This window comes from Luteolibacter algae (assembly GCF_042683045.1).
Taxonomy (GTDB): domain Bacteria; phylum Verrucomicrobiota; class Verrucomicrobiia; order Verrucomicrobiales; family Akkermansiaceae; genus Luteolibacter; species Luteolibacter algae.
The window spans coordinates 125,250-139,958 of record NZ_JBHUIT010000008.1 but is presented as its reverse complement, the minus strand read 5'-3'; the positions used below and the strand labels follow the sequence as shown (position 1 = coordinate 139,958).

Here is a 14,709-nt window from a genome sequence, read left to right as displayed (position 1 = left end):
TGAGACGTCATGATAGATTTTGATTGATTTGTGAAATTGTTTGTTTAAATCACTCCAATGAGGATTTCACATAGATCGACGTTCAAACTGGAAACCGACCTCAATAGCCTCCGCGCCTTGGTAGCGGTGGTTGAGGAGGGTGGCTTCACCGCCGCAGGCGGAAGGGTTAATCGAACGCAATCCGCCATTAGCCTGCAAATTGCAAAACTAGAGGAGCGTCTCGGTGTCCAGCTCCTGGAGCGCACCAGCCGCACAGTCGCGATTACTTCCGCCGGGGAAATTTTTGTCAGCTATGCCAGGCGGATGCTGGAGCTGGCCGACGAGGCAATGCTGGCGGTAAGCTCGCCGGACGAAGCAACCAGCCTGCGGGTAGGTTTTGCGGAATATCTCGTGCCACAACATTTGCACTCTCTGCTCGTCCGCTTCCGCAGGGCCCACCCTCAATGCGAGCTAAAGCTAGTGCTGGGGGTAGGTCCTGAAATGCTTGAGGCGATGGACCGGGGCGAGCTGGATCTTGTCTTAACCGGCCCGGAATGGAAGGGCGGAAATCCCCTGTGGGAAGAGCCCCTCGTCTGGACCGGAACGCGGGATGACTCGGGCGATCTTGAATTAGTGCTCATGCATGCTCCCTGCAGCTTCCGGCAAATTGCCTTCGATGCCCTGGCCAAAGCGGGAATCAGCTGGAAGGTTTCCATTGATGCCAATTCCGTCCATACGGTTCAATCAGCGATCCGGGCGGGAGTGGGAGCCAGCGTTCTGCCGCTTTCCGCAATTTTGAAAGATATGCCTTTACTGGAAGGAGATCTGCCAAAGCTCCCAAATACCTCGGTAAATAGCTATCTCGCGCCAGACTGCTCAAACCCCTATGCGCAGCGGCTGGTCAATTATCTTCTGGCCGGTCTGGACGAGAGCCTACCGGTTCACCGCCTTCCGGCCGCTCCGGCGCTGATCTAAGAATTCCCGCGATCCGGCAAATCATATCACCCGATCCTCCAATTCCCGTCCCTGAGAATATCGCTCATAGTTTGACAGAAAATGTTTTACCAGCGTGAGCGATTCACTGCGGTGGCCGCCTGCCGTATGGGGCGTGATATGGCAGTTTTCCAAGGTCCATAGCGCGTGATTTTGCGGTAAAGGTTCCGGCGTCGTCACGTCCAGCCATGCGGCAGCAAGCGCCCCCGATTTCAAGGCTGAGAAAAGCTCTTCCTGATTCACCGTGGTTCCGCGGCCTATGTTATAGAACACAGCTCCCGGCTTCATTTGCTGGAAACGTTTTCTATCAAAAAATCCCGCGGACTCCCCGTTGTCCGGAAGAATATTGATCACATGGTCGGCCTCCGCCAACGCGCACTCCAGGCCAGCGGAAGTCACGACCTTCACTCCTTCGTCACCGCGCGGATGCCGCCTCATTGCCACGATATTCATGCGAAAAGGTGCCAGCATCTCCAGCAATTGCTTCGCAATACCGCCGAATCCTAGAATAAGCACATTCTGTCCGCGCAGAGGCCTGCATGAATCCCTGAGCTGCATCCACTCCGGCTCGCCGTTGGGAATGCGTTTGGCGAGCGATTCCGGAAGTTTCCTCGACTGAGCCAGCATGAATGCGAGCACATGCTCCGCGCAGGCTTCCGCATAGACGCTTGAGCTATTTGTCACCACCAGCCCTCGTTTCCGCGCATACTCGCGGAATTCCGGAGTATCATAACGGGTGAAGCCAGCGGAACTCACCTGGATCCACCTGAGCCTTTCCGAGGCATAAATGCTCTCCAGCAAAGGCTGGCCAAAGGCGATCTCCGCTTCTCCAAACGCCGGATCCGCCTCGCCGACTTCCAGCACCGACGATGCCACTTTTGCCGGTAGAATTAGACGGCTCCCGCCGATGCCGTTTTTTAGAGTATCGAGAGCAACGGTATCCAATTTTGGATCGGAAAAAATCACATGTGCAGCCATGCGCGGAAGTTAATTTATTCTGTTCCGTTATCAATGCACATCTCCCAGTGCGCCGTAGCAGGGAGACTGATGGATATTTTTTGTATAACAACGATAGCTGTGCTAATGGGTAGGAATTATGAAAAATACGGAGAACACCTACGAGCGCTTATTGATTTTGACGGATTTGGGAACGGTGCGGGTCTTGAACTTCCGGAAAGCCGGTGACGATCCCAGAGAGCGGGCCCATCTCGTAGAATTATCCGAAAATGAATTGGGACCACCGCGGGGGGCCATCACGACGGACGGACCGGGTAAATTCAATCGAGGCTCTGCTGCCGGGAATGGTGAGGCAATGTCCCACGCGGAGACCAAACTGGATGTGGAGGTGGAAAAACGAGCGATCGCCCAAGTAGCGAAGGAGATTTGCGATGTCGTTGCGGGTCTGGGTTGCCATAGTTTCGTGCTGGCAGCGCCACAGGAGCATTTGAAGCGGTTGGAGGCGGAAATGAACCCTACTTGCCGCGAGAAGCTCCGCGATTCGGTAGGCGCGGATTTGTCCAATACCAGCCTCAAGGATCTGGAGAAGCGTTTCCTATAAGAATCGTATTTCGATCTTTTCCTCCCCAGCCGTTGATCGGCAGGGAGGAGAAATGGCAGTCCCTCGATGCCTAGGACTTCCGGCGTGCGAGTAGCAGGCAATGCCTTGAGCGCTTTGCCTGCTCATAGGATTTGGAGGCAAATTCCTCGACGGCGAAGCCGGATTTGATGAGAAGTTTTTTAAACTTCGGGGCGGGCTCCGATAGCCAATAGGCAATACACCCCTTTGGAGTTATGACTTGCCGCAGCTTTTCCAAAAAACCGGGTGAATACATCCGGGCATTTCCGGCGGTGATAAGATCATCCGGAGTATTGTCGATATCGATAAGAAGGGCATCGTAGGATCCCGGTTGCTTTTTTGACACAATATCGAATAGGTCACCCTGGATAATCACCGTCCTGGGATCTTCCAGAAGCGGACCGTTGAACTCCACCAAATGCGTGCGGTTCCATTCAATCAATGGAGGCATCAACTCTGCTACATCCACTGTTGCCGGACTGCCTACCAGCTCCAGAGCTCTCTTCAGCGTGAAACCCAATCCCAAGCCACCGATCAGAATACGGGGATGTTTCGGTCGCGACGGGCTGCCTTCCAGCAATAACTGGCAACCGATGTCTGCCAGCTGTTGTTCCGAAAAGGTCATGGATGTGCTCATCAGCTCGCATCCATTGTATTTCAGATAAATTTTCCCATCCTGCTTGTGGAGGGAATAGTGGGTGCCATCCGGCATCGTGGACTCCGCAATCTTTAGGTAGGGCTTCATGTATGAGAACCTTACCTCTGGGCCGAAGCGGACAAGGTTATTCTCATTAAAATCCTTTTAGCCGGGACCTATATTCGTGAAAGTGCCTGGGGAGCACGGTTTGCTTTCTCCTTAGAGAGACTGGGAAAAGAGCCACTTGTGGGTCTCCACATCCTTGAACACCGCCCCCACGATCCCATGTCCCCCGGTAGCCGATTCCGTATATTTGAAATTCTTGTTTCGCTTCATGGATTCGGCAAAATCCCGCGATGCCGCTACCGGCACCAGCTTGTCATCCTCCGCGTGGAAAACCCACATCGGCTTGCGCGATAGATCTTTTGCAACACTGCTGGAAACACCCGCCACCGGAATCGCCGCAGCAAACAGACGAGATTCCGCCGCCATCACGTTGCAGGTGCCAGCGCCTCCCATCGAATAACCAACGATATAGATACGATCGGGATCGATATTGAGCCCCTTCACCAGAGACTTGATCAATTTCACCACCCGGGCAGCCTCCTCATTCCCCCAGCCCATGCCCTCGCGCGCCAATGGCTGTTCGGACATTGGAGCGAGAACGTAACATGGCCTTTCCGCCACGTTTTCAGAGCTTGTGAAAGTTTTCATCCAGCTACCCACCTGCTTCCCATTCTCTGAATTACCGCTCTTCCCATGGAGCGCCAGGACCAACGGATACTTCGTGTCACCACTCAAGCTAGCCGGGCCATATAATGCAAATTTCACCTCTTCCGCCTCGCTTAGCTCCCACTCTCCGGTGACCAAGCCAGCAAAGGGACCCTCAATGGGTTTTGCCTGCGCTTCGGGAGCAGGTGTGGAGGCGGCAAGTTCCGCCCATTTCTGATCGCTTTCCGATAACCGTTCCAATGGCACCGAGAACACCTGTCCATTCGGGCGCTTCATGGTGACTTTCCCCTCCGCGAGGGAAACGAAATCCGCTTCCAGCTTCTTCCCGTCATTCGAGGTCCATTCCCGCGCGGATAAACTTCCAGCGGACAACACAAGCCCGGAAGCCAGCAGAAGAGCACCTTTGATCATGCTCGATTTTCTAGCAGGCACATATCGATTGAGTCAAGGTAATCAAAGGAAAACGCCGTGTTATCTAACTATTTCACATCCCTATCAAACCGAGAAAAACATATCATCATTTCTCTAGGAAAAAGCGTATTCCAGAGAGGCGTAGCCCACCTGATCCGGAAAAAAAAGATTCGACCCTTGAACCCTCTCCAACCCATGTGAGAGGGTCGCCCCCTTTAACGACTGTAAAACACATGGCAATTGGTATTTGGATAAGTTTGATTTTATATTTTGGGTTGATGATCGCGATTGGTTTTTACGCCGCGAAAAAGTCAACCTCCACCAATGAGGAATATATGTTGGGAGGTCGCCGGTTGCATCCCGCAGTCGCGGCGCTTTCCGCAGGTGCTTCCGATATGTCCGGCTGGCTTTTGATGGGATTGCCGGGTGCGCTCTATGCCGCCGGTCTGGTCGAGGCCTGGATCGGCATCGGGCTTTTTCTCGGTGCATTGGCAAACTGGATCATCGTGGCACCCCGTCTACGCGAACAAACGGAGCGTTATGATAACGCACTGACGGTTCCGCAGTTTCTGGCAAATCGCTTCCCCTCCAAGGCGATGGCCCTGCGGATGATCTCCGCAGTGATCGTGGTGGTATTTTTCGTCGTTTATACCGCTTCGGGATTGGTCGCGGGAGGTAAACTTTTCGCCAGTGCCTTTGGTGATCTGATCAATCTCAGCATGATTAGCGACTATGCCTTCGGTGTTTGGTTCACACTGATCATCGTTCTTACCTACACGGTCATCGGCGGCTTTCTGGCGGTGAGTCTCACCGATTTTGTGCAGGGCTGCATCATGATGCTCGCTCTGGTTGTCATGCCATTGGTCATCCTAACCACCGGGCAAGGCGAAGGAATGGCCACAGCAGGCAGAAATCTCAGCGAGATCGATCCCCAGTTTCTCTCGCTATTCCACGGACTTACCTTCTTCGGTTTCATTTCCGCAATCTCCTGGGGCCTGGGCTACTTCGGGCAGCCTCACATCATTGTCCGCTTCATGGCGGTGCGATCCATCCCCGATGTGGCAAAGGCCAGAAACATCGGAATGAGCTGGATGGCCATCTCCGTATTGGGTGCCATCGGCCTTGGAATTTTCGGACGCGCCTATATTGAGCGGAACGGAATTGCGATCGAGGATCCGGAAACGATCTTCATCGTCCTGGCGGATCTATTGTTCCATCCGCTGGTCACCGGCTTTCTTTACGCCGCCCTGCTAGCCGCAATCATGTCGACGATTTCCAGCCAATTGTTGGTTTCGTCTTCGTCGCTTACAGAGGATTTTTACCTGTTGTTCATGAATAAAAAGGCCAGCCAGAAGCAGCTAGTTACGGTAGGCCGGGTAAGTGTTCTGCTGGTCGGTATCATTGCAGCTCTCATGGCAGGCGATCCAAAATCCGAGGTTCTCGGGCTCGTATCCAATGCCTGGGCCGGGTTCGGCGCAGCTTTCGGCCCGATGATCATTCTGGCTTTGACGTGGAAAAAAATGTCAGGGGCGGGAGCGATCGCTGGCATGCTCACGGGTGCCGTGACTGTCATTGGATGGATCGCTCTAGGCTGGGGGGATTCATTTCTCGGCGGGCCGGGTATTTATGAAATCGTTCCCGGATTTGTTTTCGCGTGGATTGCGATCATCGTGGTCAGTCGTGTGATTCCATCGACCAACGAGTTCCGACCCAAGTCGGAATCGTGAAAGAAATTCCATTCAGAAGGTAACCTTCTTGAGCGGAATCCGGGGATAAAAAGTTGCGGGCTGCGGGAACGGTGGAATGCTTCTGAATGGAGCCACGCATACTGCTTTTCGTTATTTTTGGCGCTGCTATAGGAGGAAGCATTTGGCTGGAAAAACGCCTGGAAGGCACATCGCTCTCGATTCCCATCGTCTACGTCGCCCTCGGCTGGCTGCTGTTCTCTCTGCCACTGGATCTCGGCTGGTTATCCCCCGCTTTCGATGCGGAGCAGACCATCGCCGTAGAATACATTTCTGAAATCATCGTCATCCTCTCGCTGGTAAGTCTGGGATTATCAATCGACCGGAAGTTTTCGTGGTCGAACTGGAAGCAGGTTCTGCCTCTGCTCCTGGTGACAATGCCCCTATGCATCGCAGCCATCGCCTTCCTGAGCTGGTGGCTATTGGGGCTTTCCCTCGCTGGTGCGATTCTTCTGGGCGCCTGTCTTTCTCCGACCGATCCAGTGCTGGCACGTGCCGTGCAGGTAGGCCCGCCGGGAGATGCGGAAAGGGACGATGTGCGTTTCAATCTCAGCACGGAAGCAGGCTTCAACGATAGCCTCGCATTTCCGTTTGTTTACCTCGCAATGGCTCTAGCAAGTGACGGGGATGGATTGCTCTTCAAATGGTTCGGAGTCGATGTCTTATGGAAAATAACGGCAGGGATCGCGGTTGGTCTCGCAGTGGGAAAAGTGGGATCATGGCTTGCCTTCAAGCGCGGAAAAAATCCCACTGACAGTGGTGCCATCGTCGATGAAGGATCAGCCGGGCTCCTGGTTGTCTCCGCTCTGCTGTTGGCATACGGTCTGGGTGAGCTGGTGAATGGCTACGGATTTCTGAGCGTATTCATCGCCGCCGTCACCGCAAAACAGCAGGAAATAAGCAGCAGCCTGCACAAGAGAACCCATAGTTTTGTCGATCAGATCGAACGTGTCACCATGGTCATCATCCTTATTGGCTTCGGAGGACTACTCGCAAGCGGCGTTCTGAACTCACTGACCTGGCCGGCTGTGGTATTGGGCTCATCCTTTCTTTTGGTCGTGCGTCCGCTTGCCGGTTTGGTCGGGATGATCGGCTCTGCATTGCCGTGGCCGGGAAGAGCCGCTGTTGCCTTTCTTGGCGTCCGCGGCGTCGGCTCCTTCTACTATCTCTCATACGGCCAGCATCATGCGGAGTTCGATAAGCTTCCGCTACTCTGGTCCGCAGTCTCCTTTACCGTGCTACTTTCGATTATTTTGCATGGCGTGACAGCCTCCAAAATCCTCAAAAAGCTAGGAAAGACAAATCGGATTCACCGCGAAAAAAGTGCGGAAACGGTTTGAGCCCGGAGAGGATGCGACCAATCAGACGAATCCGGCTCCGGGTCGGAGGCTAGCTGAACCTGCACGCCGCCATGGCCCACGGTTTATCCCATGGGATATAGGATTTCTTCGCTTACTTCATCAATCGCCTTAAGTGTTTCCTCGCTGAGTTTCAGCCCAGCTGCCGCAAAAATAGGTTCCAGCTGCTCCTCACAACTGACGCCTACGATCGTGCTTGCGACGAAGTCATGCTGTTTGCTCCAGGCAACAGCCATTGTCACAGGATCAATCCCCGCCTCGGCGGCGATCGCCATGAAACGCTTGGTGGATTCCTCGCTGCGTGGATTAAAAAAACGTTCCGCCATCGCTTTCTGGCGTGGGCCACCTGTAGCCATATACTCGCTGAAACGTGCGCCGACCGGAAGAGCGCCATCGTTGTATTTTCCGCTAAGGACCCCACCCGCGATCGGGCTATATGGCAAGAGGCTGACTTCTTCCCGCCGACAGATTTCCGCAAGCTCATCCTCGAAACGCCGGTTATTCAGGGAGAAATTATTCTGAATGGTATCATAACGGGTGAGCTTTTCCTTATCTGCGGTCCAGAGCGCTTTCATCACGCCGAAGGAATTGTCATTGCTGGTGCCGATCGCGCGGACTTTACCTTCGCGCACAAGCTCATCAAGAGCTTCCAGGGTATCTTCCGCCCGCATTCCGTGATCCGGCCAATGAATCTGGTAGAGGTCTATGTAATCGGTTTGCAATCTACGGAGGCTCCCCTCGATGGCGATTTTTATATGACGGCGATCCAAAGCTGCCTTTCCATGCCGCACCAGCGGGACGAACCAGCCATGCGCCGCACCGGCGATCTTGGTGGCGATGATGACGCTTTCTCGTGGTTTCGTTTTCAGCCAGCGCCCTACTATTTCCTCAGTATTGCCTGCAAGCTCGGCGGAAGGTGGCACCGGGTAGACCTCCGCAGTGTCGAAGAAATCAATACCCGCATCAACCGAGCGGTCCATGATCCGTAGAGCCGCCTTCTTATCCGTTTGTAGACCGAAGGTCATCGTGCCCATGCAGATCTCACTCACCACCACTCCGCTTTTTCCGAGTCTTCGTTTTTCCATGCGCCTAAAATGCCGATCTTTCCCTGAGGTGCAAGTGCGGGATGCCAACAAGTCACCTGCTTAGCGAGACAGCCCGGAAAGGATCATACCTTTGCGTCGAGCCACTGGCCTTTGAAATGCAGGCGGGAGAACACCAGTGCCTGGGTGAAGAGATCCATGCCGAAAACAATCCACACTCCCGTAAGCGTCACCCAACCGAAGTGCGAAAGAAGCCACAGCACCCCGATGCGATAAAACAACATACTGGTGAAAGACCAGCGCATGACGAGCTTTGTCGCGCCCGCTCCACGCATCGTGCTTTTGAGGATGATACAGGTTGCGTAAAAAGGCTGCGTGACTGCACAGACCAATAGCAGAGGACCAGCCAAATCCGCATGGAGTTCACTGCCGGGAGCCATCAGACCGATAAGCCACTCGCGCCCGAAGACGAAACACATGCCCATGAACATCATCAGCGCTGCGCCCAGTTTCCATGACAGCCTCACCGCCTTTACCGCCATTTTTTTTGAACCTGCCCCGAGATACTGGCCTGTGAGTGCTGCTGCTGCTGCTGAAATCGCAAAGCCGGGTAAAAAACTCATGGATTCGAGACGAATAGCGATGAAATGCGCACCGAGTGCACCTTCGTTTCCCAGATTCGAAATTACCCGTAATCCATACGAATGAATCGTCCACATCACTGCTATCTCCACTGCCTGCGGCACCCCGACCCGCCAAATTCTCAGCAGGGTTTCCCCGTGTAGCTTCAGCCCCTCACGCGTCCAGCGGAGACCTTCCCGCCTTTTGATCGCAAGCATCACCACCACGGTGAAAAGCCCTGCGATCCAGCCAATCACAGTTCCCAGGGCTATCCCCTCGACTCCTCTTCCTCCAAGGGGCCCTGGCCCGAAAACGAGGAAAACGCTCGCCGCCATGTTCACCGCATTGACAACCACCATCGCCAGGAACGGCGTTTTGGTATCGCCAGAGCCGCGCAGCGCCGCATTCACGGCAAACATCGCTCCCGCTATCGGTCCGGACCACGCCAACATGCGGATATAGCTTTCGGCGTGCCTTCCTGCCGCCGGTGAAAGCCCCATCCACTGGATCACATAATCGGTGCCGATCTGGAGTATCAAAAATGCTGCGAACCCTGCCAAGGCTCCCAGCCAGAGACCTTGTCCAAGTCCCCGGTTTGCCAGCTTCTCATCACGGGCGCCTATGGAACGGGAAACCAAAGCCATTACACCGGTGGCCACAGCGCCCTGGAAAATATAGATAAACCAGGAAATATAACCGCCGAGCCCCATTGCATCAAGGATAGCGACCCGCTCCGCCCCTTCCGCCATGCGCCCTGCGATGAGGATATCCGTCATCCCTACGAAGAAGGCGAGAATCTGCTCCAGCAGCGGCCACATCGCCAGGGTCAACACCTGCCTGGTAAGGGACATCCCGCCCAGCTTGCCGGCGAGTTCGACTTCTTCCGCCGCGCGTTCCCTTGCCTCCACAGATATACCGGGTTTATCCATCCGCTCAGAGGTTCGGCAGGTATCCGTGGTTCTTCAATCTCACAATGGTCTTAACTGTATGACTCATCATGCCCGGCGCATGTAATCGGGAACCTGATCCCGCTGCCGCGCCGGTGGCACCGCACTGCTAGCGAACGATATCACCGCACCCACTCCTGCCGCGTGGCTCCCGCCAAGCCTCTGCTCCACTTCAAAATCCGGAAAAATAAACCGTTGCCGACTCCTCAACCACATCCACAGGCTACTGATCACAAGCAGCCCACCTATCGTGGAAATGATGGCAGCCAGAGTAATTTTCATCCAGCCCGGTAGCACAAAGCTTGTGTCCTCTTGTTCACGAACCCGAAATTTCCGCGCCGTGGCACCAGCAGGAATCGTCTTCATGGTCTCCACCGCAGTTCCTTCAATCATCCGCTCCATCCAGTAAATTCTGATCGACATCTGCACCAGAAATGCCTCCAACTGATCAAAGGAATTCACACTATCGAACGCTTGAATTTCCGAACTTTGCAGGGCGCGCCGTTGTTCCGCGGCGGAGACGGCATCGGTAATCACCGGACTCAGATACATCGCGGATCTCTGTGGAGCACCAAGGTAGTAGTATAAAACGACGGCAGGCTTACCAACGGAATAGAGCCGTTCAACGACCTCTTCTTCACGCACATCTCCGGGAATCTCCTGATCCGTTCCGAAAACATACACATACATATCGATAGAGGAATCGCCCGCATGATAATTCAGGAACGCGCTCAAATCCTTCTGCTGTTTTACCGAAAGCAAGTTCTGCGGATCGACGATGAAATTCGCAGGCTTTTCGGCAAAATAATCGCTGAGATACTCCTCGCTGACGATATTCTCATCGACTTCCTCGGCGAGTTCATCAGGGGTGGGCTCTTCCACTTCAAGTGGCGTCTCATCCGCCTTCTTTTCTTCCGGGAGAGGCTCATAGGTAAGCAATGTGCTTCCTGCAAGCCAACCGTCCGAAAGCATTTTCTCATGTTCCTCCGGATTCCAACTGGGCAACGGTGGCTCTGTCAAAGCTGCTGCGGAAAAACCAAAAAGGCAAAAAAACGAAATGAGGCCCAGCGATCGGAAATTCATTTTTTCACCTCCGTTTCCGGTTCTTCGCAAGGAAGCTGGTTCGGCATCTCACCACGGATTTTTTTCACCAGATCCTCTACAGCCACCGGATTGACCACACGCCGCTCGTATTTTTCCGGGTCTTTGCGCACTTGGCGGCAGCGCTTCCGTAAAAGTTTATCGAGATGCTTCAGGCTTCGTAAAAGACCATCCGCATAGCGTCCTTCCAGCCAATGGGAATGCGCCCGCGTGAGGCAATCAAAGGTGTCTTTCTCCTCGAAAAATGCGTCCAACAAATATCCGAAGGTCATCCCTGCGGTCTTTGTATCCGGATCAATCACGATCAGGACCCCGGCTTCATTCGGCTTCTCCACCGGAACGTCTTCAAAAACTCCACGGTTCAGAAGCCAGAATCCGAATTGGCGGAGATTTCCGGTTTCACCCAGGCTTCCCGTGTAAACCGCGACAAACATCTGGGGAAACGCCTCGCCGAAACGTTCCATGAAATCCTCCAGTTTGTCCCTGTCCTGCCGACGGAAAATCCCTGCTGCATCCGTGAGGCTCCGTAGCTTTACCTCACCATCGCCAAACATCCGATCCGCATCGGCAAGCGAAAATCCACAGTGCGGACAAGCCGCAGCCGCCCGATGGATTCTCTGCACACAACGCGGACATTTCATGGCTCTGACTATACACTCCTTTGCAAGAATTTATTACGTTAAAGTGAATATTTTCCTTTCCTATCCCAGGGTCATAAAAAACGGCAGAATCCGGAAAACCAGATCCTACCGTTCCGAAGAAACATTCAATGGGATGGTTCACCCACGGCTCTTTGCATCTTCCTCAATCCATTGCCAAAGCGAGGTCAAATTCTGGGCAACGGCGTGCTTGGTCTCTGCGAGATCAACACCTGCGTCCGATTTACCAAAGAGATAGTATTTGATCTTCGGCTCCGTGCCTGAGGGACGCACGGCAAACGACCGCCCATCGGCCAGATCGAAAAACAACATCTTCTCTTTCGGCAGAAGATCGCCTTCCTGATCGTAGATATCCTGGGTGGAAAAATCACGGAAACGGATCACTTCCGCCCCATCGATTTCCTTGGGAGGATGATTGGCATAGGAGCTGGCGAGCGCCTGGATCTTCGCGGCACCATCCGCGCCTTCCATCGTCAAGGCCTTGCCTACTTCCAAATAGTAGCCGAACTCATGGTAAAGATCATCGAGTAAATCCGGCAGCGTTTTCCCGATTGATTTCGCATAGGCAGCCACTTCGGCAAACATCAGTGTTGCACCATTGGCATCCTTATCGCGCACCGCATCGGAGCCAAGGTAGCCATAGCTCTCTTCCCCGCCGAAAACGAAGAAACGTGAGAACTCGAGCCGCAGCTTTCGTGTCTGCTCCTGCGTCAGGGAACGGTAGTCACCTTTCTTATCCGCAGGGATCGCGTCCTCGTATTTCTTGAGTTTCGCGGCGATATATTTGAAGCCCGTGAGCGTATCCACCACGGAGACACCGAAGGAATTCGCAATAGCGCTCTGCAGTTCTGTGGTCACAAATGTTTTAACCAGAACGCCGCGGGTCCGGTTCGCGTTTGTCAGCCAGCCAAGTTCAAAACAGGTTTTCAGGCGATACCATGCCATCAGCGAGCCGATCTGATTGCCGGTGAGAAGCACCATCTTCCCTTCGGAATCGCGCACTGCCACACCCATACGGTCAGCATCAGGGTCCGTGCCGATCACGATCTCCGCGCCACTGCTCTCCGCCAGCTTGATCGCCATCGCCAGCGCCGGTGCATTCTCCGGGTTCGGTGACTCGACCGTTGGGAAACGTCCGTCCTGTATATCCTGTTCCGGGACCGTCAGCACTTCGAAACCGAGCTTGCGAAGCATCGGCACATTGATGTGGCCACCGGTGCCATGGAGGTTGGTGAAAACAATTTTGGTCGGCGATTTCTCAAGCAGAGCGGGTTGCAGGAGAAGCGTCTTGAGCAAATCAATATACTGCTGATCGAATTCTTCTCCCAACACATCGACCTTTCCTTGCTCCTCTCCCGGAAGCGGCTCGTAACGCTCGCTGGTGATCGCGTTCACTTCTTTGATGATCGCTGTAGCGTGCGGCTCGACGATCTGGCCACCATCATTGAAATACGCTTTGAATCCACAATCGTGGGCCGGATTGTGACTGGCTGTGATCACCACGCCCGCATCCGCACGGAGCTGGCGGACGGCAAAGGAAAGTTGCGGCGTCGAGCGAGGACCATCGAAGACATACGCATTGCAACCAAGATCGGCGGCGATACGGGCACCGAAGTCCGCAAAATTTTTCGAGAAATGCCGGGTGTCGTGGGCGAAAACCACGGTCGGCTTATCACCCTCGCCCACGGCGGATTTCACATAGGCGACCAACCCGCGCACTGCCCGGGAGAGATTGTAATAATTCATCGTCGCCGTGCCCACGCATGGGAACTCCGGACGATCGTTCGGTCCGCCCGCTCCCTGCTCGGAAGCTGTCACAGCACGCCCGATCGTGCGTCCCCGCAAGCCGCCGGTGCCGAAGGCAAGCGTTTTGAAGAAACGGTCATTGAGCTCTGGGAAATTTCCCTCGGCGACAAGCTCCTTTACCGCATTCATCGGTAAATCACTAGAAGCACCTGCCAGCAACGCCTCGATATTGTGTTTGGCGGATTCGAGAAGTTTTCCTGATTCGACAGCCGCGGCGAGTTGTTCCGGTAAATCGTTCATGTATTTTTTTTGGAAATAGTTTTCGGCGAGAGAAGACCGTATTTGGGACTAAAGAGGTAGGTTAAAATGAATAAAATCCCCAGGAGTATCACGATGGCCGGGCCTGGTGAGATCCCCAAAGGGCTGGATAGCACGACAGCAGCTACCGAGCCGATTCCACCAATTAGTCCGCCCCCCCAGAACAGCGCGGAGGTTTTATCCGTCAGTAGCGAGACTGTGGCAGCCGGAGTCACCAGCAGGCCGACTGAAAGCACACAGCCAACAGCCTGCAACGAGGAGACCAGGGCCAGCACCAGCATCCCGAACACCAGATACTGCATCGTTCTCACCGGCACACCCTGGGCAGCGGCCACATTCGGCTCGAACAGCGTCAGAAGCAGCGGACGCATCAACAGATTCGTCACAATCAAAATCACCGAGCCAATGGAAAAAGCGATCCAAAGATCCGGATTTCCCACCGCCATGATATCCCCGAAAAGCCAGTGCTCCAGCTCCGAGCGGGTATCGAGCTTGGGCAGAATTGCCACACCAGCCGCAAAAGCTGCGGTATAGAGAACCGCCAGGGAAGTCCCCTCCGCGATCCGTTTGCCCCGGGCGACCGCGACCGATCCCAGCCCAACCAGCAAGGCGGCGAAGAGTGCGCCAAAGAATGCATTCCACTGGCTGAGATAACCGGTCATCAAGATCCCCAACGCAATCCCTGGCAACATCGTATGCGATAATGCGGAGACCGAGAGCGCATTCCTCCGGAGGATGACAAATCCACTGAAAAATCCATTCGAAAAGCCGATAAATGCGGCAGCAGCTAGCGTTCGTTGATAAAAGGGACTGCTTAAAAGTTCTTCAAACATAACAGGTAAA

The 14,709-nt window shown here is 54.3% G+C and carries 13 protein-coding genes; 4 read left to right on the top strand and 9 right to left on the bottom strand.

Features of this window, described 5'->3' with window-relative positions:
- Positions 1 to 57: 57 nt before the first annotated feature.
- Positions 58 to 954 carry a LysR family transcriptional regulator gene (locus tag ACFSSA_RS07405; protein ID WP_386819775.1) on the top strand — a complete coding sequence of 299 codons (897 nt, stop codon included), beginning with the start codon at positions 58 to 60 and terminating at the stop codon, positions 952 to 954.
- 21 nt (positions 955 to 975) lie between these two features.
- Here the strand turns inward: ACFSSA_RS07405 and ACFSSA_RS07400 are convergent, their stop codons facing one another.
- Positions 976 to 1,950: a D-2-hydroxyacid dehydrogenase gene (locus ACFSSA_RS07400; protein WP_386819773.1), complete on the bottom strand. Its 975-nt coding sequence runs from the start codon at positions 1,948 to 1,950 to the stop codon at positions 976 to 978.
- A 118-nt stretch (positions 1,951 to 2,068) separates the two neighbouring features.
- On the opposite strand from ACFSSA_RS07400, the gene ACFSSA_RS07395 reads away from it, so the two are divergent.
- Positions 2,069 to 2,530: a host attachment protein gene (locus ACFSSA_RS07395; protein ID WP_386819771.1), complete on the top strand. Its 462-nt coding sequence runs from the start codon at positions 2,069 to 2,071 to the stop codon at positions 2,528 to 2,530.
- A gap of 70 nt (positions 2,531 to 2,600) precedes the next feature.
- Here ACFSSA_RS07395 and ACFSSA_RS07390 read toward each other — a convergent pair whose 3' ends face one another.
- Together ACFSSA_RS07390 and ACFSSA_RS07385 are read right to left on the bottom strand one after the other, a co-directional pair.
- Positions 2,601 to 3,293 carry a spermine synthase gene (locus tag ACFSSA_RS07390; RefSeq protein WP_386819769.1) on the bottom strand — a complete coding sequence of 231 codons (693 nt, stop codon included), beginning with the start codon at positions 3,291 to 3,293 and terminating at the stop codon, positions 2,601 to 2,603.
- 111 nt (positions 3,294 to 3,404) lie between these two features.
- Positions 3,405 to 4,328, bottom strand: a complete 924-nt coding sequence (locus ACFSSA_RS07385; RefSeq protein WP_386819767.1) for a prolyl oligopeptidase family serine peptidase — start codon at positions 4,326 to 4,328, stop codon at positions 3,405 to 3,407.
- A gap of 233 nt (positions 4,329 to 4,561) precedes the next feature.
- Here ACFSSA_RS07385 and putP point away from each other — a divergent pair, with 233 nt between their 5' ends.
- Positions 4,562 to 6,055, top strand: coding sequence for a sodium/proline symporter PutP (putP, locus tag ACFSSA_RS07380; protein WP_386819765.1), 1,494 nt, complete (start codon positions 4,562 to 4,564; stop codon positions 6,053 to 6,055).
- An 86-nt stretch (positions 6,056 to 6,141) separates the two neighbouring features.
- Positions 6,142 to 7,413, top strand: a complete 1,272-nt coding sequence (locus ACFSSA_RS07375; protein WP_386819763.1) for a cation:proton antiporter — start codon at positions 6,142 to 6,144, stop codon at positions 7,411 to 7,413.
- Positions 7,414 to 7,496: 83 nt separating this feature from the next.
- On the opposite strand, the gene ACFSSA_RS07370 is transcribed toward ACFSSA_RS07375, so the two are convergent.
- The 6 genes from ACFSSA_RS07370 to ACFSSA_RS07345 all read right to left on the bottom strand — a co-directional run bounded on the left by ACFSSA_RS07370 (position 7,497) and on the right by ACFSSA_RS07345 (position 14,699).
- On the bottom strand, positions 7,497 to 8,516 hold the full coding sequence (locus ACFSSA_RS07370; RefSeq protein ID WP_386819761.1) for an aldo/keto reductase: 1,020 nt from the start codon (positions 8,514 to 8,516) through the stop codon (positions 7,497 to 7,499).
- An 83-nt stretch (positions 8,517 to 8,599) separates the two neighbouring features.
- Positions 8,600 to 10,024, bottom strand: coding sequence for an MATE family efflux transporter (locus tag ACFSSA_RS07365; protein ID WP_386819759.1), 1,425 nt, complete (start codon positions 10,022 to 10,024; stop codon positions 8,600 to 8,602).
- Positions 10,025 to 10,090: 66 nt separating this feature from the next.
- Positions 10,091 to 11,125: a hypothetical protein gene (locus ACFSSA_RS07360; protein ID WP_386819757.1), complete on the bottom strand. Its 1,035-nt coding sequence runs from the start codon at positions 11,123 to 11,125 to the stop codon at positions 10,091 to 10,093.
- Complete coding sequence (locus tag ACFSSA_RS07355; RefSeq protein ID WP_386819755.1) at positions 11,122 to 11,784, bottom strand: TPM domain-containing protein; 663 nt, start codon at positions 11,782 to 11,784, stop codon at positions 11,122 to 11,124. Before ACFSSA_RS07355 ends, ACFSSA_RS07360 begins: the two co-directional genes overlap by 4 nt.
- A 138-nt stretch (positions 11,785 to 11,922) precedes the next feature.
- The gene (locus ACFSSA_RS07350) at positions 11,923 to 13,848 is read right to left on the bottom strand and encodes a phospho-sugar mutase (RefSeq protein ID WP_386819753.1); all 1,926 of its coding nucleotides are present in this window, start codon (positions 13,846 to 13,848) and stop codon (positions 11,923 to 11,925) included.
- Positions 13,845 to 14,699: a metal ABC transporter permease gene (locus ACFSSA_RS07345; protein ID WP_386819751.1), complete on the bottom strand. Its 855-nt coding sequence runs from the start codon at positions 14,697 to 14,699 to the stop codon at positions 13,845 to 13,847. The genes ACFSSA_RS07350 and ACFSSA_RS07345 overlap by 4 nt, the downstream gene beginning before the upstream one ends.
- Positions 14,700 to 14,709 lie beyond the last annotated feature (10 nt).

Coding starts and splice junctions, on each gene's coding strand:
- ACFSSA_RS07405 (WP_386819775.1), top strand. CDS start 58: ATGAGGATTTCACATAGATCGACGTTCAAACTGGAAACCGACCTCAAT.
- ACFSSA_RS07400 (WP_386819773.1), bottom strand. CDS start 1,950: ATGGCTGCACATGTGATTTTTTCCGATCCAAAATTGGATACCGTTGCT.
- ACFSSA_RS07395 (WP_386819771.1), top strand. CDS start 2,069: ATGAAAAATACGGAGAACACCTACGAGCGCTTATTGATTTTGACGGAT.
- ACFSSA_RS07390 (WP_386819769.1), bottom strand. CDS start 3,293: ATGAAGCCCTACCTAAAGATTGCGGAGTCCACGATGCCGGATGGCACC.
- ACFSSA_RS07385 (WP_386819767.1), bottom strand. CDS start 4,328: ATGATCAAAGGTGCTCTTCTGCTGGCTTCCGGGCTTGTGTTGTCCGCT.
- putP (WP_386819765.1), top strand. CDS start 4,562: ATGGCAATTGGTATTTGGATAAGTTTGATTTTATATTTTGGGTTGATG.
- ACFSSA_RS07375 (WP_386819763.1), top strand. CDS start 6,142: ATGGAGCCACGCATACTGCTTTTCGTTATTTTTGGCGCTGCTATAGGA.
- ACFSSA_RS07370 (WP_386819761.1), bottom strand. CDS start 8,516: ATGGAAAAACGAAGACTCGGAAAAAGCGGAGTGGTGGTGAGTGAGATC.
- ACFSSA_RS07365 (WP_386819759.1), bottom strand. CDS start 10,024: ATGGATAAACCCGGTATATCTGTGGAGGCAAGGGAACGCGCGGCGGAA.
- ACFSSA_RS07360 (WP_386819757.1), bottom strand. CDS start 11,125: ATGAATTTCCGATCGCTGGGCCTCATTTCGTTTTTTTGCCTTTTTGGT.
- ACFSSA_RS07355 (WP_386819755.1), bottom strand. CDS start 11,784: ATGAAATGTCCGCGTTGTGTGCAGAGAATCCATCGGGCGGCTGCGGCT.
- ACFSSA_RS07350 (WP_386819753.1), bottom strand. CDS start 13,848: ATGAACGATTTACCGGAACAACTCGCCGCGGCTGTCGAATCAGGAAAA.
- ACFSSA_RS07345 (WP_386819751.1), bottom strand. CDS start 14,699: ATGTTTGAAGAACTTTTAAGCAGTCCCTTTTATCAACGAACGCTAGCT.